This window comes from Methylobacterium sp. J-067, assembly GCF_022829465.1.
Classification (GTDB): Bacteria; Pseudomonadota; Alphaproteobacteria; order Rhizobiales; family Beijerinckiaceae; genus Methylobacterium; species Methylobacterium litchii.
The window spans coordinates 44,179-66,596 of the sequence record NZ_JAKSXZ010000027.1; the positions used below are offsets into that span (position 1 = coordinate 44,179).

Annotated in this window: 17 protein-coding genes; 3 read left to right on the plus strand and 14 right to left on the minus strand. The window is 69.6% G+C overall.

From position 1 onward, the window contains the following. Positions 1 to 40 precede the first annotated feature (40 nt). The 9 genes from lpxB to MKK52_RS01825 form a co-directional block, all read right to left on the minus strand. Complete coding sequence (lpxB, locus tag MKK52_RS01785) at positions 41 to 1,237, minus strand: lipid-A-disaccharide synthase (protein WP_243952035.1); 1,197 nt, start codon at positions 1,235 to 1,237, stop codon at positions 41 to 43. After that, the gene (locus MKK52_RS01790; protein ID WP_243952036.1) at positions 1,234 to 2,097 is read right to left on the minus strand and encodes an LpxI family protein; all 864 of its coding nucleotides are present in this window, start codon (positions 2,095 to 2,097) and stop codon (positions 1,234 to 1,236) included. Before MKK52_RS01790 ends, lpxB begins: the two co-directional genes overlap by 4 nt. Positions 2,098 to 2,107: 10 nt before the next feature. After that, a complete protein-coding gene (gene lpxA / locus MKK52_RS01795; protein WP_243952037.1) occupies positions 2,108 to 2,926 on the minus strand; it encodes an acyl-ACP--UDP-N-acetylglucosamine O-acyltransferase in 819 nt (272 codons plus the stop codon). 4 nt (positions 2,927 to 2,930) lie between these two features. Then, positions 2,931 to 3,395, minus strand: coding sequence for a 3-hydroxyacyl-ACP dehydratase FabZ (gene fabZ / locus MKK52_RS01800; protein ID WP_243952038.1), 465 nt, complete (start codon positions 3,393 to 3,395; stop codon positions 2,931 to 2,933). Between the two features lie 109 nt (positions 3,396 to 3,504). Next, positions 3,505 to 4,566 carry a UDP-3-O-(3-hydroxymyristoyl)glucosamine N-acyltransferase gene (gene lpxD, locus MKK52_RS01805; RefSeq protein ID WP_243952039.1) on the minus strand — a complete coding sequence of 354 codons (1,062 nt, stop codon included), beginning with the start codon at positions 4,564 to 4,566 and terminating at the stop codon, positions 3,505 to 3,507. Positions 4,567 to 4,743: 177 nt separating this feature from the next. Next, positions 4,744 to 7,302, minus strand: a complete 2,559-nt coding sequence (bamA, locus tag MKK52_RS01810; protein WP_243952040.1) for an outer membrane protein assembly factor BamA — start codon at positions 7,300 to 7,302, stop codon at positions 4,744 to 4,746. 418 nt (positions 7,303 to 7,720) lie between these two features. Then, positions 7,721 to 8,875 carry an RIP metalloprotease RseP gene (gene rseP, locus MKK52_RS01815; RefSeq protein WP_243952041.1) on the minus strand — a complete coding sequence of 385 codons (1,155 nt, stop codon included), beginning with the start codon at positions 8,873 to 8,875 and terminating at the stop codon, positions 7,721 to 7,723. Positions 8,876 to 9,001: 126 nt separating this feature from the next. Continuing rightward, on the minus strand, positions 9,002 to 10,588 hold the full coding sequence (locus tag MKK52_RS01820; RefSeq protein ID WP_243952042.1) for a DHA2 family efflux MFS transporter permease subunit: 1,587 nt from the start codon (positions 10,586 to 10,588) through the stop codon (positions 9,002 to 9,004). Positions 10,589 to 10,599: 11 nt separating this feature from the next. Further along, entirely contained in the window at positions 10,600 to 11,811 is a 1,212-nt protein-coding gene (locus MKK52_RS01825; protein WP_243952043.1) for an HlyD family secretion protein, read from the minus strand. Between the two features lie 125 nt (positions 11,812 to 11,936). On the opposite strand from MKK52_RS01825, the gene MKK52_RS01830 reads away from it, so the two are divergent. Next, positions 11,937 to 12,563, plus strand: coding sequence for a TetR/AcrR family transcriptional regulator (locus tag MKK52_RS01830; RefSeq protein WP_243952044.1), 627 nt, complete (start codon positions 11,937 to 11,939; stop codon positions 12,561 to 12,563). A 37-nt stretch (positions 12,564 to 12,600) separates the two neighbouring features. Here MKK52_RS01830 and trxA read toward each other — a convergent pair whose 3' ends face one another. Both trxA and addA read right to left on the minus strand, forming a co-directional pair. After that, a complete protein-coding gene (gene trxA / locus MKK52_RS01835; RefSeq protein WP_243952045.1) occupies positions 12,601 to 12,930 on the minus strand; it encodes a thioredoxin in 330 nt (109 codons plus the stop codon). A gap of 177 nt (positions 12,931 to 13,107) precedes the next feature. After that, positions 13,108 to 16,584 carry a double-strand break repair helicase AddA gene (gene addA, locus MKK52_RS01840; RefSeq protein WP_243952046.1) on the minus strand — a complete coding sequence of 1,159 codons (3,477 nt, stop codon included), beginning with the start codon at positions 16,582 to 16,584 and terminating at the stop codon, positions 13,108 to 13,110. A gap of 158 nt (positions 16,585 to 16,742) precedes the next feature. Here addA and minC (MKK52_RS01845) point away from each other — a divergent pair, with 158 nt between their 5' ends. Further along, complete coding sequence (gene minC, locus MKK52_RS01845; RefSeq protein WP_243952075.1) at positions 16,743 to 17,453, plus strand: septum site-determining protein MinC; 711 nt, start codon at positions 16,743 to 16,745, stop codon at positions 17,451 to 17,453. A 4-nt stretch (positions 17,454 to 17,457) separates the two neighbouring features. Here minC (MKK52_RS01845) and MKK52_RS01850 read toward each other — a convergent pair whose 3' ends face one another. The 3 genes from MKK52_RS01850 to MKK52_RS01860 all read right to left on the minus strand — a co-directional run bounded on the left by MKK52_RS01850 (position 17,458) and on the right by MKK52_RS01860 (position 21,358). Then, positions 17,458 to 18,543, minus strand: coding sequence for a hypothetical protein (locus MKK52_RS01850; protein WP_243952047.1), 1,086 nt, complete (start codon positions 18,541 to 18,543; stop codon positions 17,458 to 17,460). Between the two features lie 179 nt (positions 18,544 to 18,722). Beyond that, positions 18,723 to 20,453 (minus strand): bifunctional protein-serine/threonine kinase/phosphatase, encoded by a 1,731-nt coding sequence (locus tag MKK52_RS01855; RefSeq protein WP_243952048.1) that lies wholly within the window; start codon positions 20,451 to 20,453, stop codon positions 18,723 to 18,725. Positions 20,454 to 20,512: 59 nt separating this feature from the next. Further along, entirely contained in the window at positions 20,513 to 21,358 is an 846-nt protein-coding gene (locus MKK52_RS01860; protein WP_243952049.1) for a formate/nitrite transporter family protein, read from the minus strand. 322 nt (positions 21,359 to 21,680) lie between these two features. Between MKK52_RS01860 and minC (MKK52_RS01865) the strand changes: the two genes are divergently transcribed. Then, positions 21,681 to 22,409 carry a septum site-determining protein MinC gene (gene minC / locus MKK52_RS01865; RefSeq protein ID WP_409564602.1) on the plus strand — a complete coding sequence of 243 codons (729 nt, stop codon included), beginning with the start codon at positions 21,681 to 21,683 and terminating at the stop codon, positions 22,407 to 22,409. Positions 22,410 to 22,418 lie beyond the last annotated feature (9 nt).

Here is a 22,418-nt window from a genome sequence, read left to right on the forward strand (position 1 = left end):
ATTGAACCGCGCCCCACTCCGCGGTCAAGCTGTCGGGCTCTCACGCCGCGCCGCCATCCCCGGCCTGTGTCCCCCTGGCCACCGCCGGAGAGCGCAGCATCGCGAGCACCACCCGCGCCGCCGCCCGGCTCGGGGTGTCGCCGTCCGGCAGGATGGTGAGGTCGTCCATCCGGTCGAGGGCCGCGACCTGCGCCTCCCGCTCCGGCCCGCCGCGCAGCAACGGCAGCAGCGAGGCCGAGAGGTTACTCGGCGAGCAATCGGCCTGCACGAATTCCGGCATCGCGTTCCGGTTCAGGATCAGGTTCGGCAGCACGATGCTCGGGACCTGGATCAGCCGCCGGGCGATGAACTCCTCCGCCCGCGAGACCTTGTAGGCCACGACGCTCGGTACGCCGGCCAGCGCCAGTTCGAGGGTCACGGTGCCCGAGGCCGCGAGCGCTGCCCGGCCGGAGCGGAACGCCGCGTACTTTTCGGTTTCGCCCGACACGATCCGCACCGGCACGTCCCAGGCCTTCGCCAGTTCCTCGATCCGCTCCCGGTGGCGCGAGACCGCCGGCAGGACGGCCTCTACCGCGACCTCGCGCGCGACCCGCGCCAGGGTCGGCCCGAAGACCGGCATCAACCGCTCGATCTCGGAGCGGCGGGAGCCCGGCAGCACCACGAGAGGGTAGGGGGCCCGCTCGCGGCGCACTTGCGCCGCCGTATCGGGCTGCAACTCACCGAGCCGTTCGATGAGCGGATGGCCGACATAGGTGCAGGCCGGGCCGCCGAGGCGCCGATGCGCCTCCGGCTCGAAGGGCAGCAGGGCGAGCACATGGTCGACGAAGGGGCGCATGCCCTTCGCCCGCCACGGGCGCCACGCCCAGACGCTCGGCGAGACGTAATCCACGATGGGGATGGCGGGCACTGCCTTGCGCACCCGCTTGGCGACCGCATGGGTGAAGCCGGGGCTGTCGATGATGACGAGCACGTCCGGCCGGGCGGCGACGATGTCGTCGGCCGTCTCGCGGATGCGCCGCAGCAGCGTCCGCGCGCGGGCGAGCACTGGCAGGTAGCCCATCACCGCCACGTCATCGAGGGGGAACAGCGAGGCGAAGCCCGCCTCCGCCATGGCTTCCCCGCCGACCCCGCCGAAGATGACGCCCGGCGCCGCCTCGCGCAGGGCCCGCATCAGCTTGGCGCCGAGCTGGTCGCCAGAATCCTCGCCCGCCACCAGCCAGATCCGGGGTCCGCTCATGCGCCGCCCCCGAAGCCGATCACGAACAGGCCGAGCCTGTCCGCCTCGGCCGCCGTCGCGACCCGGTCGATGATGAGGGTCCCGCCGGCCTTCAGGGCGAGACCGGTGCAGCCGGCCGCATGAGCGTTGCGGATCGTGCGGGGGCCGACGGCCGGCAGGTCGATGCGCAGGTCCTGACCGTGCTTCGGCGCCTTCACCAGCACCGTCCCGGCATTGGGGCGCCCCCGGCCGAAGGGTTTCCGCCCCAGGGCGCGGGCGCGGGCGAGCATCTTGTCCGTGCCCTCCGGCCCCTCGACGGCGAGGACCCTGTCCCCGGCCACCGCCACCGCCTGCCCGACATCGAATTGCGCCAAAGCCGAGAGGACGGCCTGCCCGGTGCGGATCGAGGCCATCGCCTCGCTATCGGCCTTCACGAGACCGAGGGGGCCTTCCGGGCAGAGCAGATCGGGTGCAGCCTCGTGGACGCCGAGCACCCGGTGCCCGTTCTCCTCCACCAGCGAGACGGCGGCGCGCAGCAGGCGGTCATCACCGCCGCCCGCGATCTCGCGCAGGGCCTCGCGGTTGCGCCAAGCCGCGCCGGCATTGAAGATCGCCGCCGCACTCGGCCGGGCGACGCTGCCCGCCGGCACCACCACCGCCGGTCCCCAGCTCTTGAGGTGGGCAAGCGTCGCGGCGAGGTCGAGGAGGTCCACCACGGCGTCCGCCCGCCCGCGCAGGGGCCGGCCGGTGAACCCGCGCAGGGCGATCATGCGGAACGGCTTGCCCGCCCGGACCAGGGAATCGGCGACGAGTTCCGGCAGGCGGCCGGCGCCGGCGATCAGGACGAGGTTTTCCCCGCCGGGCGAAGCGGCCTGCTCCATGGCGAGGGTGTCAGGCGCCGCCCACCGGGATGGGGGCCTCGCGGGGCGTGCAGATGGAGCGCTTGCCGCCCGCGCGGATGAATTCGATGATCTCGCGCACCGCCGTGTGGGATTCGAAGGTCGTGGCCACGTCCTCCACCCGCTCCATCAGCGTGCCCTCCTGCGCGAAGAGCAGCCGGTAGGCTCGCCGCAGGGTGTGGATGTCCTCGCGGGCGAAGCCCCGCCGCTGCAGGCCGACGACGTTCAGCCCCGACAGATAGGCCCGGTTGCCGAGCACCATGCCGTAGGGGATGCAATCGTTCTCAAGGCCCGAGAGGCCGCCGACGAAGGCATGGGCGCCGACGCGGGCGAACTGGATCACCGCCGCGCCGCCGCCGAGGATCGCGTAATCGCCCACCCAGCAATGGCCGGCGAGCATCACGTTGTTCGAGAAGACGACGTTCGATCCGACATGGCAATCGTGCCCGACATGGGAGTTGGCCAGGAACGCGCAGCGGTCGCCGATCACGGTCTGCAACCCACCGCCTGCCGTGCCGGGGTTCATGGTGACGCCCTCGCGGATCAGGCATTCCTCGCCGATCGTCAGCGTCGAGGGCTCGCCGCGATACTTCAGGTCCTGCGGCGGATGGCCGATGGAGGCGAAGGGGAAGATCCGCGTCCGCGCGCCGACGCGCGTGCGCCCGGCCACCACGACGTGGCTCACCAACTCGCAGCCCTCGCCGAGCACCACATCCGGCCCGACATGGCAGAATGGGCCGATCCGCACCCCGTCGCCGATCTCGGCGCCGGACTCGACCACGGCGCTCGGGTGGATCACGGGTGCGCTCATCAATTCACTCCGTCACCAGCATGGCGCCGATCTCGGCCTCGGCCACCAGCACGCCGTCCACCTTCGCCTCGCCCCGGAACCACCACATGGTGCGGCGGTGGTTGATCTTGCGCATCTCGAAGCGGATCTGGTCGCCCGGGATGACCGGCTTGCGGAACTTGCACTTGTCGATCGTCATGAAGAACACCTGCTTCGTGCGAAGCTCGTCCGTCATGATGTGGCGGCAGCAGATCGCGCCCGCCGTCTGCGCCATGCCCTCGATGATGAGCACGCCGGGGAAGACCGGCAGATTGGGGAAATGGCCCTGGAACTGCGGCTCGTTGGCCGTCACGTTCTTGATGCCGACGCAGGACTCGTCCCGGTCGATCTCCACGATGCGGTCGACCATCAGGAACGGGTAGCGGTGCGGCAGCAGTTCCAGCAACTTGTGGATGTCGGCCGTCCCGAGAACCTGATCCGCCTCGCTCATCGTGTTGTGCCGCCCTCGCTGTCCGCCGGCGCCGTGCCGGCGGCGGCCTCTCTTTTGCAGAAATGCGTGGATGTGCAAGGGCGGGGCGCCGTTTTAGGGCCCGCGCCCCTCAGGACTTCTCGTCCTCGGCGGCATCCTGGCCCGACCGCTCCGCGAGGCGGGCGAGGGTGGTCAGTTCTCGGAACCAGGCCCGGACGGGCTTGGCCGGCGTGCCGCCCCAGCGCGAGCCCGGGGGCACGTCGCGGTTGACGTTCGAGGAGCCGGCGATCTGCGAGCCGCGCCCGATGCGCAGGTGCCCAACCACGCCGACCTGCCCGCCGAGCACCACGTAATCCTCCAGGGTCGTGGAGCCGGAGATGCCCACGCCCGAGACGATGACGCAGTGGCGCCCGATGACGACGTTGTGGGCAATCTGCACGAGGTTATCGATCTTCGTGCCTTCGCCGATCACGGTATCGCGGGAGGCGCCCCGGTCGATGGTGGTGTTGGCGCCGATCTCGACGTCGTCCTGCACGATCACCCGGCCGACCTGCGGTACCTTCAGGTGCGTCGCGCCCATGGCGAAACCGAACCCGTCCTGCCCGATCCGGGCCCCCGGATGGACGATGACCCGGTTGCCGACGAGGGCATGGCTTAGCGTCGTGCCGGCGCCGATGGCGCAATCCCGGCCGATCCGCACCCCCGGCCCGATCACCGCGTTCGGGCCGATCACCGTGCCCAACCCGATCTCGGCGCCCGGCCCGACCACGGCGCCGGGATCGACCGTCACGCCTTCCTCAAGCCGCGCCTCCGGATGGACATGGGCGCCGGAGGCGAGACCCTTGGCGCCGAATTGCGGCCCCGGGCGCAGGGCGTCGGGATGCAGGCGCCCGAGCAGGGCGGCGTAGACCCGGTAGGGATCGCGGCAGACGATGGCGACCGTCTCCGCCGGGACGCGGGCGGCGAAGCGCGGCCCGACGAGGCAGAGGCCGGCGCGGGTCTGCGCCAGGGCCTCGCCGTAGCGGGCATTGTCCATGTAGGCGAGGTCGGAGGGTCCGGCGCTTTCCAGCGGGGCGGCCCCGGCGATGGTGCGGGCGGGATCGACACCCTCGGGAAGGGCGGTACCGGCCGCCGCAGCGATGTCGGCGTAGGCGATCGCGGCCGAGGGCGTGAAGAACTCTGTGTCGGACATCTCGAACCAAACCGCGCCGATGACGCCCGTCGTCGGGCTCGGCGCGTCCGGCGAGGGGGGCTCCCGGAATCGAAACGTCCCCACGCGGCGGACGGTCGGCGAAGGGGAGCGTCAGGGCGCTCTATAAACGAGAAACTCCGGCCGGGGCATCCCCGGCCGGAGCATCGCTGCAGGGTCTTAGAAGCGCGAGCCGCCGGAGAAGCGGAACGCCTGGGTCTGGTCGCGGCCGATATGGCCGATCTTGCCGGTGCCCGGGATGATGACCTTCTCACCCTCGTCCTTGCTCAGGGCGTAGGCGTAGTCGAACCGGATCGGGCCGAGCGGCGAGTTCCAGAGGATGGACGCGCCGATCGAGGACCGGATGACGGCCTTGTCGCGGACGTTCACGCACTCCGGCTCGACGCCGATGGTGAAGGCGTTGAAGTTGCATCGACCGGCGGCGAAGCCGTTGATGAACTGGTCGCCGTTCACGTCGAAGGTGCGCTGGCCGTGATAGCCGAACAGCGTACCGGCATCGGCGAACACGGCACCCTTCAGGCCCAGATCACGCGGCACGCCGTAGAGCGGGAACTGGATTTCCACGGTGCCGCCGACATAGGTCGAGCCACCGATGGCGTTGGACCGGGCGTCGGCGATGCCGACGTCGCGGGGGCCGATGCCGTTCGGCGCGAAGCCGCGCACCAGCGACGGGCCGAGGAAGAACTCGTCGGTCACGCGCAGCGGCTTGCCGTCCAGCGCCTCGACGTGACCACCCTGGAAGCGGACGAAGCCGACGACGTCCTCGTACAGTTCCTTGTAGTAACGGGCGTCCGCCGTGACGCGGAAGAACTTCGAATCGCCGCCCAGGCCGGCGACGTCCGGCTTCAGCTCGGCGTAGATGCCGTTATGCGGCGCGCCGATGACGTCGAGGGTCGAGTAGGCCAGCGTCAGACCGGCCAGCGAGGTGAGGGTGTTGCCCTGCGAGCCCTTGATGGCGATCGAGGCTTCACCGTCATACGCGCAGTTCGGGTAGATCGACTGGCCGCTGACGTCGCGCCCGTTCAGGACCGTGCCGGCCGCATAGGTCTGCGTGTAGCCCGGGATCGGGATCGAACAGTCGTTGTACGGCTTCTTGAGGCTGTTCGGGACCTTCAGCTCGGTATTGTACAGCGAGTAGCGAAGGGTGACGCCGAATTCCTCGGTGATCGGCAAGCCGATGCGGAGCTGGCCGCCGTAGACGGTCGTCTCGTAGCGCGAGTACCGGGTCAGGTCCGAGTACTTGTAGAAGGCGTCGAAGCCGGCCGCGAGGCGGTAGCCGAGGAAGTACGGCTCGGTGAACGAGAAATCGACACCGCGCGAGTACTGGCCGCCGGTACCGGCGAGGCGCACGTACTGGCCGCGGCCGAGGAAGTTCGACTCGGAGACCGAGACTTCGCCGATGATGCCGTCCTGGGTGGAGTAGCCGCCCGCCACCGAGAACGAACCCGTGGGCTGATCCTCAACGTCGATGTTCACGACGACGCGGTCGGGGGAGGAGCCGGGCTCGTTCGAGAACCGGACCTTCTTGAAGAAGCCCAGGCCGTTCAGGCGGCGCTCGGCGCGGTCGGTGAGCACGCGGTTGTAGGCGTCGCCCTCGGAGAAATCGAGTTCGCGGCGGATGACGTAATCGCGGGTGCGGGTGTTGCCGCGGACGTTGATGCGCTCGACGTAGACGTGCGGGCCGTCCTCGACCACGAAGCCGAGGGAGACCTTCTGGGTCGCCGGGTCGCGCTGGCCGGTCGGGCGGACCTGGGCGAAGGGGTAGCCCGCCCGGTTCACGTCGCGGGTCAGGGTGTTGAGTGTCCGCTCGACGTCGTCGGCGTTGTAGGTGTCGCCGACATTCGTCGCGATGTCGCTGCGCAGGGCCTCGGTGTCGAGGTTGGGCAGGCGCGAATCTACCGCCACGGCGCCGACCGCGTATTGCTGGCCTTCGTTCAGGGTGATGGTGATGACGTAGCCGGACTGCTCACCCTCGACGTAGCGCGCATCGGCGTTCACCACCTGGAAGTCGGCGTAGCCGTTCTTCAGGTAGTAGCGGCGCACCTGCTCGAGGTCCTGGCTGATCCGGTCCGGATCGTAGACGTCCGAGGTCTTGATGAACGACAGGAAGTTCATCTCCGACGAGCTCATCAGCCCGCGCAGCGTCCGCTCGGAATAGGCCTGATTGCCCACGAAGTTGATGGACAGGATGCCGGTCTTATCGCCTTCGTCGATGTCGTAGATCACGTCGACGCGGCCGTTGGGCAGCGTGACCGTGCGGTAGGTGGCCTTGGCGAGACCACGGCCGAAGCGCTTGTAGACGTCGCGGATGCGGGCGAGGTCGGCGTTGATCGTGGCCTCGCTGTAAGGGCCGCGCGACTTCGACTCGACGACGCTTTCCAGCGTCGCCTTCTCGACCTTCTTGTTGCCCTCGAAGACCACCCGGTTGATCAGGTTGTTCTCGCGCACGGTCACGACCGTGCGTCCGCCACCCTGGGACACCTTCACGTCCGAGAACATGCCGCTGGCGAGCAGGTTGCGCCGGGCTTCCTCTGCGGAGCCCGAAGCGGTGCCGGTGACGTAGGACCGAATGGTGTCGGAATCGACGCGCTGGTTGCCCTGCACGACAATCTGCTGAGCCTGGGCGGCTCCGCCCAGGACCATACCCGCCCCAGCGGAGATCAGGACGATGGTCTTCCGCATCGACTTACGCCGATGCTTGCCCGTCAACGACATCATGCAATCGCCCGTTTCTGATCTGGTCGCAGGCCTTGCCTGCGCGGGCGACCGTTGGTCGATCGTCCCATTCCCGTGGTCCAAGCGTGGCTTCGGTCCAAGCAAAGCTCTTAAAGGGATTCCCCCGCCAAGCAAACGTGGCCGTACCGTTCAGGAGGGGATTTTGCCGCGTCGTGGCCTTCGCGCCACTTAACGCGGCGATCACCGTACGACGAAAGCGGCAATCATGCTGAACGAGGCGTAAATGCCTGTCCCAGCGCCGCTTTTCGGTGGCACCGGCCGATGCGTTCACCGGTTGCGAACCGTCCCGAAAGCGCGCACGGGGCAAGGGTACGGCCAAGATTGTGGCGCTCGCTGGGCGCCGGGGCGGGGGCAGGCGGGTTTATTTTTACACCCTATCCACCGCCCCCACAGGGGCGGATCAGGTGTTCCGCAGGGAGGCGCCGAGGTTGAGGATGTCGTTCCAGGCGGCGAACAGCATCAGCATGAGCACCAGGGCGAGGCCGATGCGGAAGCCGACCTCCTGCGCGCGCTCGCTGAGGGGGCGGCCGCGCACCACCTCGAAGGCGTAGAACAGCAAGTGCCCGCCATCGAGCAGCGGCACGGGGAAGAGGTTCAGCAGCCCGATCGAGACGGAGAGCAGGGCGATGAGCCCGACCAGCCCGCCGACGCCGCCGGTCTTGGCGACCTCGCCCGAGACGCGGGCGATGCCGATGGGGCCGGAGAGCTGGTCGGCGGATTCGCGGCCGGTGATCAGTTTGCCGAGGTAGGAGAAGGTCCGCTCCACCACGAAGTAGGTTTCGCTCACCCCGAGCTTGAGGGAGTCGGCGATGTTGTACTGGACGAGCTTCGCCTCGCTGCCGTTCGGCGAGCGGATGCCGAGCCGGCCGATCCGGTGGCGGCCGAAGGGCGTGCGCTCCTCGATGGTGGCCGGAGTCGCGTTGATGGTGATGGTGCGGCCGTCCCGCTCGACGGTGAAGGTGAGGGGGGTGCCGGCCGAGCCCGTCACCGTCCGGTACATGGCGTTGAAGTCGCCGACCGCCTCGCCGTCGATGGCGGTGATGAGGTCGCCCGGCTTGAAGCCGGCCTGGTCGGCGACGCTGCTCGCCTCTACGGAGGAGACGCGGGCCGGCAATTCGTAGCGCCCGCCGAGCCAGATCGCCCCGGCGAAGAGCACGATGGCGAGGATGAAGTTCGCCACCGGCCCGGCGGCGACGATGGCCGCGCGCTTGGCGACGGGCTGGGTCGGGAAGCTGATCGCCCGCTCCTGCGGGGTCATCTGCGCGATCAGTTCGGGGGCGGGCACGCTGGCGCCGTTCGCGTCGCCGTGGAACTTCACATAGCCGCCGAGGGGGATGGCGCAGAGCTTCCAGCGGGTACCGCGACGGTCGTTGAAGCCGAACAGTTCCGGGCCGAACCCGAGGGAGAAGGCGTGGACGCCGACCCCGCACCAGCGGCCGACAAGGAAATGGCCCATCTCGTGCACGAATACGACGACCGTGAGCACGAACAGAAACGGGATGACGGCGCCGAAGAAGCTTCCGGCGGTGCCGCCCATAGCGTTAAGAAAATCCATGCGTCCCGTCCCGGCCGTCGGCGCGGGGCCGTCTTCCGTCGGTCCCGTGATCCGTCATTAGCAGATCGGTACTGGCGGAGGCTATTCAATCCTGCCGCATCCGCGGCGCACCCCGCAATCCACCCCTCAATGGCCGCCGCCCCCGCCCGCGCTGGCCCTCGGCTTGCGGATCAGCGGCACCGCGCAGGCCATGGCGAGGAACAGCACGGTGAGGACGAGGAACACGTCCTCGAAGGCCATCACCAGTCCCTGGATGCGCACCGTGTTGGTCATGGCCTTCAGCGCCATGGACGAGGCGGCGCTGCCGTAATCCGAAAAGCCCCGCTGGATGGCGTCGAGCCGCTCAAGGGCCGGGGCGTGGGACCAAGTGAAGCGCTCGTGCAGCCGGGTCAGGTGCAGGTCCCAGCGGTCGTTCAGCAGGGTGTTGATGAGCGCGAGCCCCACCGCGCCGCCGAGGTTGCGGGTGAGGTTGTAGAGCCCGGCGGCGTTCTTCATCCGCGCCGGGGGCAGGGTGCCGAGGGCGATGTTGTTGATCGGGATCATGCACAGCATCAGCGAGCAGCCGCGCAGCACCTGCGGCCAGAGCAGTTCCCAGAAGTCCCAATCCTTGGTCAGGCCGGTGACGATCCAGGTGCCTGCCGCGAAGCCGGCGAAGCCGATCGCCATGAGGATGCGCGGATCGACCTTGCCGGAGAACCGGCCGGCGATGGGCGCGGTGGCGAACATGCAGAGGCCTGAGACGAACATCGTCTCGCCGATCATCAGGGCCGAGTAGCCGCGTACCCGGGCGAGATAGACCGGATAGAGGTAGGTCAGCCCGTAGAGGCCGATCCCCATGATGAAGCTCGCCACGCAGCCGCTGGCAAAGTTGCGGTCGGAGAAGGCGCGCAGGTCCACGATGGGCTGGCGGGCGGTGAAGGCCCGCCAGAAGAACAGCAGGCCGCTCGCGACGCAGATGACGGCGCAGAGGAGGACGGCCTCGTCCTGCAACCAATCATGGTTCGGACCCTCCTCGAGCACGTATTCCATGCAGCCGAGGAAGGCGGCCATCGCCGCGAGGCCGAACCAGTCGAAATCGTCGAGGAGCGAGAGGTTCGGCTTGTCGAAATCCACGAGGATCGCGGTCGAAACCGTGACGAGGATGCCGGGCACGACGTTCACGAGGAACAGCCAGTGCCAGGACATGAGGTCGGTGAGGTAGCCGCCGACCGTGGGGCCGATGGTCGGCGCGAGCGTCGCCACGAGGCCGATCATCGGCGAGACGATCGTCCGCTTCGAGGGCGGGAAGATCGTGAAGGCCGAGGCGAACACGGTCGGGATCATCCCGCCGCCGATGAAGCCCTGAAGCGCCCGCCAGACGATCATCTCGCCGATGGTCGAGGAGGAGGCGCACATCAGGCTCATGGCGGTGAAGCCGCCCGCCGAGATGGCGAACATCCACCGGGTCGAGAGCACCCGCGAGAGGGTGCCCGAGAGCGGGATCGAGATGACCTCCGCGATGAGATAGCTGGTCTGGACCCAGGGGATCTCGTCGCCGGAGGCCGAGAGCCCGGCCTGGATCTCGTTGAGGGAGGCCGAGACGATCTGGATATCCAGGATCGCCATGAACATCCCGAACACCATGCACAGGAAGGCGATCATCCGCCGCCGGTCGAGGGGCGGATCGGCCGGCACCGGGATGGCGGCGGGGGACAGGGCGGCGGAAGCGGCCATGGCGTCGGGGCTCAATGCGCCTCGGCGACCTGGGCGTTCGCGCGCCCGCCCGCCTCGCGGGTGTCCACCTTCACCACCGCCGAGAGGCCCGGCCGCAGGATGCCCTCGCGGGCGACGTCGAGGGGCACCTTCACCCGCACGGGCAGGCGCTGCACGATCTTGGTGAAGTTGCCCGTGGCGTTGTCCGGCGGCAGCAGGCTGAACACCGAGCCGGAGGCCGGCGAGAAGGATTCCACCACGCCCCGGATCGGCCGGTCGGGATAGGCGTCGACGGTCACGATCACCGCTTGGCCGGGGCGCATCCGCTCGACCTGCGTCTCCTTGAAGTTCGCGTCGATGCGCACGCTCTGCAGCGGCACGAGCGCGGCCACGCGGGTGCCCGGCGCCACGTAGGCGCCTGCCTCCACCGCCTTGTTGCCGACGACGCCATCGAAGGGCGCGCGGATCACCGTGAAGTCGAGGTCGCGCTGGGCGCGGTCCACGGCGGTGCTCAGCTCGGCCGAAAGGTTCCGGGCCTCCTTCTGCTGGGCGCGGAGCACGTCGACATTGGCGTGGGCGGCGAGCAGGGCGGCTTCGGCGCCCTTCACCGCCGCCTCGGTGCGGTCGCGGTCGGCCTTCGTTTGGTCGATGCGCGACTTGGCGACGTAATCGGCCTGCATCTGCGTGGCGCGGCGATAGTCGGCATCGGCGCGCACGGCGTCTGCGCGGCTCGCCTCCACCTGCGCGGAAGCCTGCGCAACCTGCGCCTCGGCGGCATCCGCCTGCCGGCCGATGCGCTCGATGGTGCTCTGCTGGGTGGCGAGCTTGTCCCGCGCCGATTGCAGGGCGAGGCGGTAATCGCCGTCATCGAGCTTGGCGATGACATCGCCGCGCGCGACGGTCTGGCCGTTCACCACGGGCGCGGCTTCGAGATAGCCAGAGACCTTGGCGGCCAGCACCGAGATGTCGGCCTGCACGTAGGCGTCGTCGGTCGAGATGAAGAACCGCCCGACGCTCCACCATTGCCAGCCCTCGTAGCCGCCCCCGCCGACAGCCGCCGCCAGCAGGCCGAGGAGCAGGAGCTTGCGGAGTGGGCGCTTGCGCTTCACCAGTTCGGCCGGCGCCAGGGCCTGCGCGGGCACGGTGGCCACCGAACGGGAATCGGCGCGCGGCGGAGACGCTGCGCTCAGGCTCTCGTCTTCCGCGACCTCGGTCGGCCGCCCGGCATCCTCACGGAGGGACATCCGAATACACTCCAGTTTGACCGAACCGTTCGGTCAATGCGCGGGGCAGACGTTGACGCCGATCCCGAATTCCCTCAGCATATGTTGACCGAACCGTTCGGTCAATAAGCTTGGGGGCAAGGCAGGTGGCGGGGACGAGTGCCGTCGAGCGCGACGGGATCGAGACGGAGAAGCGGCGACAGATCCTGGAAGGCGCGCGCCAGGTCTTCACGGCGTCGGGTTTCGACGGGGCGAGCATGGGCGAGATCGCCAAGGCCGCCGGCGTGTCGAAGGGGACGCTCTACGTCTATTTCGACAGCAAGGACGCGCTGTTCGAAGCGCTGACCATCGCCCAGAAGCGCGACCTCGCGGAGGCTTTGTTCTCGCTGGATGTCGAGGATCCCGACATGCGCGGCGTGCTCACGCGCCTCGGGCGGATCTATCTCGTGGAGATGAGCAAGCCAGAGCACGTCTCGCTGGTGCGGATGGTGATCGGCGCCTGCGAGAAGTTCCCGCATCTGGGGCGGGCCTTCTTCGAGGCGGGGCCGGCGCTCGGGGTCGGGCGGCTCGCGGCCTATCTCGACGCGCAGGTCGCGGCGGGGCGCCTGAACAAGGGGGACACGACGCTCGCCGCCAAGCACTTCCTGCACCTGTGTCAGGCGGGCCTATTCACGCGGCTGCTGTTCTCGGCCGGAGGCATCGAGAACGAGGGCGAACTCCACCACCGCGTCGATGAGGCGGTGCGGATCTTCCTCGCTGGCTACGCGCCGTGAGGGCGCCGGGCCCATGGGGCCCGACGCCTCGTCAAGATCAGGCCGAGGCGGTCTGAGCCGAGATCCAGCGGGACAGGTCGCCCTTCGGGGCCGCGCCGACCTTCTGGTCGACCCGCTCACCGTTCTTGAACAAGAGCAGCGTCGGGATCGAGCGGATGCCGTACTGAGAGGCGATCCCCGGGTTCTCGTCGACGTTGACCTTGGCGATCTTCACCTTGCCCTGAAGATCGGTTGCGATCTCTTCGAGCGCCGGGCCGATCTGCCGACAGGGGCCGCACCATTCGGCCCAGAAATCCACGACAACCGGCTCGGCGGACTTGAGAACGTCCTGCTCGAAGCTCGCGTCGGTAACCTTCACCGTCGCCATCGTACTACCTTTCGCAACGCCGCCGGCTGGGGATGCCGGACGGCCACGGACGGACACTCGCCCGCACGGTCGAGGCAGAATTGGCGACGGGCGTCCGGGTGGTCAAGGAGCGCGGCGCGGGACGCATGACGGCGGGGCACGCCATTCATGCCCGAACCGATTGTGTGCACGGTTTTCTCAGCCCGCGATCCCCACCCGCGCCAGCGCGGCCTCGACGGTGGCGTCGTCCAGTTCGCGGATGACCGGGCCGGAGGTCCAGACCAGCATCGGCAGGATGCGCTTACCCGGATAGATTCGCGCGAGCAGCCGGGCGTAGAGGGCGATCTGGCTCGCCTCCATCTCGGGCAGGGGGGCGTCCTCGGCGGGCGGGCGGCCGGTCTTGAAGTCGGCGAGCGTCACCGTGTCGTCGGTGACGGCAAGCCGGTCGATGCGGCCCGTCACCGGGCGCTCCACCCCGCCGACGCTGACGCGGCCGGACAGGCTCACCTCCGCGCGGGCGTCGTCCGTGAAGAGCGGCGCGAGGGCGGGATCCTCGATCAGGCGCATCACCGCCCCGAGGATGCCGCGCAGGGCTGGCTCGCCGAGGCCCGGTGCGCGCGATTGCAGATAGGCCAACCCGGCCTTGCGCCGCGTCTGCGGCTCCACGCGCGGCAGGTGTTGCAACAGGGCGTGGACGAGGAGGCCCCGGCGGCGGGCATTGGCGTCGGCGAGGCGAGGCGGGGGCAGGCGCGCGCCGTCGGCGGCATCGAGCATGCCGGAGGGATGCAGCGGCGCTTCCGCCACAGTCTCCGTCTCGACGCGGCGGCGCAACCACGGCGGAGCCTCGGGCCGGTCCTCGCGGGTGTGGGACGCGGGCGCTTCGCCCCTGGCCGTGGCGCCCTCGCGCCAGAGCGTCGCCGGGCCGTAGGACAGTTCGACGGTCTCGCCCGCGCCGAGGCCGGCTTCCATCCCGGCGCGGATCATCCGGCACCACGCCGCGTCCGTCTCGCGGATCTTGCCCCGGAAGGGGGCGACGATCAGCCGGTCGGCGGCGCGGGTCATGGCGACGTAGAGCAGGCGGTTGTGTTCCTGCCGCGAGCGCGCGGAGAGGGCCGCGCGGACCTGCTCCGTCGCCGCGCAATCCTGCGACTTGCTGGCCCAGACCGGCGGCAGCACGACGTCGCGCCCGAGCATCGGCAGCAGCGGCGGGTCCTTCCCGGCGAAGGCCTCGCAGCCGTCGAGGATGACGACGACTGGCGCTTCCAGCCCCTTCGAGCCGTGCACGGTCATCACGCGCACCTCGTCGCGGCCCGATTCCAGATCGCGCTTCACCGTATGCCCGGCCTCGGCGCCGACATAGCGCGCCAGGAACCCGCCGAGCGACGGCGCCTCGTCGTTGCCCTCGGATTGCGCCGCCGCCGCCAGGAACACGTCGATGGCGTCGCCCGCCTCGCCGCCGAGCCGCGCCACGAGCTTTGCCCGTCCCTCCATCGGGCCGAGCAGCCGCGCGTAGAAGCCGAACGGCCCCAGCGCACCGGCGAGGCTGATCCAGGTGTCGAGGGCGTCCCGCGCGGTGATCGCTGCGGGGTCGCCCGCCTCGGCGTGGCGGGTGAGGGAGTCCTGCAGCGTCTCAGATTCGTCCCGGCCGGAGGCGAGGCGTACGAGGTCTTCGTCGGTCAGCCCAACGGGGGGCGTCTTGAGGGCGGTCGCCAGGGTCAGGTCGTCGGCGGGCAGCAGCCCGGCGCGGCCGATGGCGACGAGATCCATCACCGCGATGTGGGCCGAGACCTCCAGCCGGTCCTGGCCGGCGACCGGGACGCCTAGGCCCTTCAGGGCGCGGATCACCTCCTCGAAGGCGGGGCCGCGCTTGCGCACGAGGATCAGGATATCGCCCGGCCGCCAGATCCGGCCGGTGGCGTCGCCGTCGCGGGTCCAGCTCTGCACGGCCGAGGCCACCCGCCGCGCGACCCGCAGCGCCGGGGCGCCGGGATCGGGCGTATCGACCGGGGCGGTCCAGGCGCTCACCTCGTCGGTGGCCTCCGGCTCGGCGATGTCCCACATCTCCACGGAGCCCGCCGCCTGGGGGCGGGCGCTTGCGTGGACGGGCTTGCGGATGTCCTCCTCGGACAGGCCGTCATTGTGCGCGTCGATGGCGAAGACCGCATCGACCGCCTTCAGCACCATCGTGGTGGAGCGGAAGGACAGGGTGAGGGGCACGTCCGCGAAGACGATGTTCGCAGCGCGCGATTCGGTGATCCAGGCCTTGCGCGTCACCGCGAACTCGCGCGGGTCGGCACCCTGGAAGCCATAGATCGACTGCTTCGGGTCGCCCACCGCGAAGCGGGTGCGGTGGCCCTCCCGCGCGCCGGCCCCGGCGGCGAATTCCTGGGTGAGGGTGCGCAGGATCGCCCATTGCTCGGGGTTCGTGTCCTGCGCCTCGTCCACGAGAACGTGGTCGATGCCCTTGTCGAGCTTGTAGAGCACCCAGCCCGCGCCGACCCGCGACAACAGATCGAGTGCGCGGCGGATCAGATCGTCGAAATCGAGGGCGCCGAGGCGGGCCTTCTGCCCCTCGACCCGGCGGTGGATCTCGGCCGCGAGGGTGAACAGCGCCTCCGTCCGCGCATGGGCGCGGGCGGCGCGCAGCCGGTCGAACAGGGGGACGAGGCGGTCCCGCTCCTCGATCAGCGCGAGCTTCACCGGCTCGGGGACGGATTTGGTGCCGAGGCTCTTGTCGGCCTTCGGCTCGTCCTTCTGCGTGAAGAAGACCGCCTTGTAGAGCTCGACCGCCTCGCTCCGGTCGGGGCGGCTCAGCGCGGCGTGGGCCTCCATGACCGTCTCAGCCAGGGTGGCGTCGCTGGCCTTGCCGGTCTGGAGGGCTGCGGAGATGGCGGTGAGGTCGTCGAGCCCGTCATCGAGGATCGCGGCCTCGATCCGCTCGGCGCTCTCGCCGACGGCGAGCCCGAGTTCGCCGCGCAGGCGAGTGAAGGCGCCGTCGAGGCCGTTGCGGCTCGCCATCAGGGCATGGGCCCGCACCGCCGCGCGCACGGCGTCGTGCAGGGCCTCGCCCGTCGCCTCGGCGGTGACGCGGGCCAGCGCCGCGCCCAACGGGCTCTCGCCGGCCTGGGTCGCGTCGGCAAGGACGTTCGCCGTCTCCAGGGCGAACATCTCCTGCGCCTGCGTCTCGTCCAGCACCACGAAGCGGGCCGGGACATTCGCCTCGAACGGAAACATGTGCAGCAGCCGCTCGCAGAGAGCGTGCAGGGTCTCGATCTTCAGGCCGCCCGGCGTTTCCACGGCGCGGGCGAACAGACGCCGCGCCATGCGCAGGCGGTCGGCCGTGGGCCGCTCGCCGGTCAGTTCGATGAGTTCGTCCTCGAGGGCGGAATCGTCCAGCGTCACCCAGCGGCCGAGGCGCTGGAACACGCGGATCGCCATGTTGGCGGCGGCGGCCTTGGTGAAGGTGAGGCAGAGGATGCGGCCGGGGGGCGATCCGTCGAGGAGCAGCCGCACCACCCGGTCGGTCAGCACCTTGGTCTTGCCCGCGCCGGCATTGGCCGAGACCCAGGCCGAGGCGCGCGGATCGGCCGCCCGGCGCTGGTTCTCGCGGGTCAGCGGATCGACGACGATCGTCCGGGCAGTGTCTGGCAGGGTCCGTCCCGCTGGGGAATCCAAGGTGTCCGTCCGCGCGATCCTCGTGAGACCCGACTTGTACACGAGGTGTTCGCCTCGCGCGCCATCTCCGTGACGCGCCGGGATTGCGGAGGCGCCTGCGCCGCCGCATGGATGGGAGAGGGCGTTTGCCTGCGAAACCACCCGATCCGCCGGTGACGATGACCAATTCCAACGAGGCCCGTCCGCCGATCCGCTTTCGCGGCCGTTCCTTCATGGCGACCGTGCTGGCTCCCGTGCCGCCGGTCTCGGACTGGTTCGCCGACCTCGACGCCCTCTGTCGCCGCGCCCCGGCCTTCTTCGCCGGGCGCCCGACCATCCTCGATCTCACCGGCCTGTCGCTGACGCGGGAGGATCTCGACGGGCTCGTGGCGGACCTCACCGCCCGCAACATCCCCATCCATGGCATCGAGGGCGCGCCGCCCGGCATGCTCGGTCCCGGTCTGCCGCCCTCGCTCTCGGGTGGCCGCCCCTCGGGGGAGGTGGAGACGCCCGACGCCCCCGCGCCGGAGCCCGCCGCCCGCGTGATGCCGGCCCGGTCGCTCATCCTCGACAGCCCCGTCCGCTCCGGCCAGACGATCCTGCATCTCGACGGCGACGTCACCGTGCTCGGCGCGGTCGCCTCCGGCTCGGAGGTGATCGCCGGGGGCTCGATCCACGTCTACGGCGCCCTGCGCGGCCGGGCGGTGGCGGGCGCCTCGGGCAACCCCACCGCGCGGATCTGGTGCCGCCGGTTCGAGCCGGAGCTCGTCGCCATCGACGGCCTGTACAAGGCCGCCGACGATCTCGACCCCGCCTTCCGCAACCAGCCGGTGGAGGTGCGGCTGGTCGAGGATTCGCTGAGGCTGTCGCTGTTCGATCAGACGCGCTAGGCGCTCACGGCTTCGGCGCGGCGTCGGCCTCGACCTTCTGTGCCGCCTTGGCCTCGGCCTCCGCCTTCAGCTTGGCCTCAACCTCGGCCCGGATCCGGGTCTCCATCTCGGCCCGCGCCTTGGTTTCGGCTTCGGCCTTGCTCTTGGCGTCCGCCTCGGCCCGCATCTTGGACTCGATCTCAGCGCGCATCTTGGCCTCGAGGTCGGCCTTGGCCTGAGCCTCGGCCGCCGCTTTCTTGGCGGCCTCGCGCTCGGTGGAGCGCTTGTCGGCCGCGGCGACGTAGTCCTCCGGCCCGAGATCCACGTAGGACTTCAACTCCGTGTCGAAGGTGGCGGCATCGCTCGCGTCCTTCGGGCAATCCGGCGTCCCGCCCAGCTTCTTGATCTCGTCCTGAATCGCCCCGTCGATCGCTGCGAATTCAGTGCGCAGGGCGGTCACCTTGGCATCGACCGCCGCCCGCTGCGGGGCGGTGGTGCTCACGGCGCAACTCGCGGCGGTCTTCTGCAGGATGAGGCCCATGAAATAGGCCTGGAGGCGGATCTGATTCGGCTTCTCGGCCGGCGCCGCCGAGGCCTGCGGCGCGGGCGACGCGGCGGCATTGCAGCGCTTCAGGCCGTCATAGGCGTCAGCGAAACCGGGAATGGCGAAATCGGCCGCGCCGTCATCGAACTTGAGGACGATCTGCTTCCCCTTCACCAGCTTCGGCAGGACGCTGTCCGGCAGCTGCGACCACAGGAGGTTGGCCTCGCCGGTCCAGCCCTGCTTGGGGAAGATCACCTGCTTGTCGATGGAGAAGGACGCCTTCACGGCCTCGTCCTTGTCCCAGGTCCAGTTCGCGTAGCCGAGGACAAGGTTGACCTTGCCCTCATCCAGCGAGAGGACGATGGCGTTCTCCGCGTTGTTGTCGTCCTTGTCGCGGTAGGAATACGACATCTGGCAGGTCTCGCGGCCCGTCAGGCCGAGATTCCGCTCGATTTCCCAACCACGCACGTTCTCGAAGAGCTTGCGTTCACCGGCCCTGGCCGGCGCAGTCAATCCTCCGAACACGAAAGCCAAAGTGATCGCGGCGAGGACGGGGCGCTTGCTCATGTCGTGTTCCTGGAACCGGTTCGGCTCATCGGTTGATCTCGTGCCGGGGACTTTCGTTCAAGCTGATTTCACGCGAGGCGAACAGCCTTCAGGTCACGATATCGAGACGATATGTGCCGTTAAACTGAATTGCCGTGGTGGAACGGTTAATCCCGTCGGATGCGATCGCTAGATCCGGCCTAGCGGACCAGCAAAGCCAGCAGCACGATCACCGCCACACCCAGGACCAGCGACAGGCCGCGCCAGAACAGGAGCGGGTCGCGCTCGATCAGCGGCACGCCCCGCGTCTCGGTGAAGGCCGGGTTCGGGTGGCGCAGGTCGTGGATGAACTCGGACAGCACCTCGTAGCGGCGCTGCGGGTCGGGATGCGTCGCCCGGCGCAAGGCGCCATCGACCCAGGCCGGCAGGAGGGGCCGGGCGTGGCGCGCGGAGACGTAGCGCAACCGCTTCTGCTTTTCGGCCGTGCGGGCGCGGGCGGCTTGGCCACCATAGGGCAGGCGGCCGGTGAGCATCTGGTAGGAGAGGATGCCGAGCGCGAAGATGTCCGAGCCCGGCGAGGGCGCGTAGCCCAGGAAGCATTCCGGCGCGGTGTATTGGATGGCGCCCTGGGGCAGGGCATCGTCCGTGCGTCCGCCCTCTTCCACGAGGGCGGCGACGCGGGTCGCGCCGAAATCGATGATCTGCACCGTGCCGGCCGCGTCGATCAGCACGTTCTCCGGCCGGAGGTCGCCATGGACCATCTCCCGGCGGTGGAAGGCCTGAAGGCCCCGCGCGATCTGCTCCACGATCCCGCGCACGCTTTCCAAATCAGGCTCGCTCCGGTCGGCCATCCACTGGGCGAGGGTGCTGCCCTCGACGAAGCGCATCACCGTGTAGAGGTGCCCGCGCGGGGTGCGGCCCTCATGTGCCTTGAGGACGTGCGGGCTGTCGAGCCGCCGGGCGATCCACTCCTCCATCATGAAGTGGCGTAGGTAGTCGCGGTCGCCGCGCAGTTCGAGGCCGGGCACCTTCAGGGCGACGCGCGCGCCGCTCTCGCGGTCGGTGGCGAGGTAGACATGGCCCCGTCCGCCCGCATGGAGCCGCCGCAGGATGTCGTAGCCCTCGAACTGCGTCGGCGGGTCGAGGAGGGGCGCGGGCGGCAGGTCGCCGACCTCGCCCATGACCTCACCGGGCTCTCCGTCCGGCAGGCTATCCACCCGGACGATCAGTGCCGTCAGATTGTCACCGCTGCCTGCTTCGTAGGCAGCGTCCACGATCCGGCGGGCCGCGCCCTGCAAATCGTCTTCGGCCGCGTTCACGGCCTCGGCGATGTCGCGCGGCCGAAGGTGCTCGTGCACGCCATCGGTCGTGAGAATGAAGACGTCGCCGGCCTGCAGCGGCACCGTGGTGCACTCGATCTCGACATGGGCGTCGGCCCCGAGCGCCCGGCCGAGGTAGCTCTCCTGCGAGGAGATGACGACCCTATGGTCCTGGGTGATCTGTTCGAGGGAGCGGCCGGCGAGGCGGCAGAGGCGGCTGTCGCCGCAATGGAAGACGTGGGCGGTACGCGAGCGCAGGACGAGGGCGGTGAGCGTCGTCACGCAGCCCCGGTCGGAATCGCCGGGGGCCGCCGCCCGGCGGGTCTCGGCATGGAGCCAGGAATTGGTCGCGGCGAGCACGCGCTTGGCGGCGTTGCGCACGGTCCAGGAATCGGGGGTGGCGTAGTAGTCGGAGAGGAAGCTCTTGACGGCGGTCTCGCTCGCCATCGCGCCGAGCGCACTGCTGCTGATGCCGTCCGCGACGAGCGCCGCGATGCCCTTGAGCCTGAGGGCGGGGCCTTCCGGCACGAGGGCGCCGTGGAAGTCCTGGTTCTCGTCCTTGCGGCCGCGCTCGCTGTGCTGGCCGATCGTGACCGTCAGTGTCCGCGTCATCGCCCGACCGTGAGGCGGCGCCCCGGAAGTGGTCCGGGGCGCCGTACTGCTGACAACCCTTACGCGGCGAGGCGGCGGACGCCCTCGGCGGAGGCCGGGAGCGGGCGCTTCGGCGCCGTGCGCACATGGGTCGAGTAGAGGGTCAGGCCGGTGAAGGCGAGGCCGCCCACGAGGTTGCCGAGCACGGTCGGGATCTCGTTCCAGAGGAAGTAGTCCATGATGGAAAACTTCGCGCCGAGCATCAGGCCCGACGGGAACAGGAACATGTTCACGACCGAGTGCTCGAAGGTCATGAAGAAGAACAGCATGATCGGCATCCACATGGCGATCACCTTGCCGCTCACGTGGGTCGAGATCATCGCGCCGACGACGCCGGTCGAGACCATCCAGTTGCAGAGCATCCCGCGCAGGAACAGCGTCATCCAGCCGCCGAAGCCGTGCGCGGCGTAGCCGAGGGTGCGCTTCTCGCCGATGTTCGAGATAAACTCGGCGGTCTTATCGGGCGGGCTGGTGAAGCCGTAGGTGAAGACGCAGGCCATCATGAAGGCCACGGTGAGCGCGCCGAGGAAGTTGCCGACGAAGACGAGACCCCAGTTGCGCAGCACGCCGCCGACGGTGACGCCGGGGCGCTTGTCGAGGAGAGCCAGCGGCGCCAGCACGAACACGCCGGTCAGAAGGTCGAAGCCCAGCAGGTAGAGCATGCAGAAGCCGACCGGGAAGAGGGCGGCGCCGACGATCGGCTGGCCGGTCTGCTGGGTGATCGTCACGGCGAAGACGGCGGCGAGCGCCAGGATCGCGCCGGCCATGTACGCGCGGATGAGGGTGTCGCGCGTCGACATGAAAACTTTCGCCTCGCCGGCATCGACCATTTTCACGGCGAATTCTGAAGGTGCCAGGTAAGCCATCGTGTCTCCTACTAAATCGTGTGCGATCGGCGGCGCTTCGGGGTCCCATCGACGTTGACGGAGTGACCGAGCGACGGCCTGACCGGCCGCCTCCTGCCGTGATCGCCAGGCGCCGCCGGCCTCGAAGCAAGGAGCGAGCCCGTTTCCGGCACGGGATGCCGCAGGAAATACGTGTCGCGTTCATGCAACAGGAAGTGGCATGGGCCGCTGGCGGAGGACGATCCAAGGATCCCGGCAAAATTTGCCGGGAGGATCACAAACTTAACCCTTCGGTAACCATACCCGCCGTCAATGGTCCGGTAAGGACTGTTAACAGGCGGCCATGAGCGCAGCTTCACCAGAGCCGATCATTCGAGAGCCCGCCGCTGCAGAGCCGCGGGTGACCCTCCGGCCGCTGAGCTTCCGCGGCCGGGTCTTCAAGGCTCTGGCGCTGACGCCGGAGCCCCCGGTCGGAGACTGGCTCGCCGGTCTCGACCTCGCGCTGAAGCGGTCGCCGACCCTGTTGAAGGGCCGGGCCCTGATCCTCGACCTCGCGGAACTGAAGCCGTCCCTGGATGATCTCCAGGGCCTGCTCGACGAGCTGCGCGGTCGCGACATCCGCGTCCTCGGCATCGAGGGGGCGGACCAAGCGGGCGAGGGCCTGCCGCCAATCCTCCTGCAGGGGCGCCCCGGCGCCTCCATCGAGGTTCCGGCCGTACCCGCCGAGCCCGAGCCGCTGCTCGTCACCTCGATCACCGTCGAGGGGTCGATCCGCTCCGGGCAGAGCATCGTCAACCCGACCGGGGACGTGACCGTGATGGGCCACGTCTCCTCCGGGGCCGAGGTTCTCGCCGGCGGCTCCATCCACGTTTACGGCGCCCTGCGGGGGCGCGCCATCGCCGGCGCCGCCCGCAACCCACGCGCCCGAATCTACTGCCGCAAGTTCGAGCCCGAGCTGCTGGGGATCGACCGCCTCGTGCGGACTGCGGAGGACATGGGATCGGCTCTGCGCGGCATGGCCGCTCAGGTCTGGCTCGATGGCGGCACCATGAAACTGGCTAAGCTGGATTAAGGGAGAGCG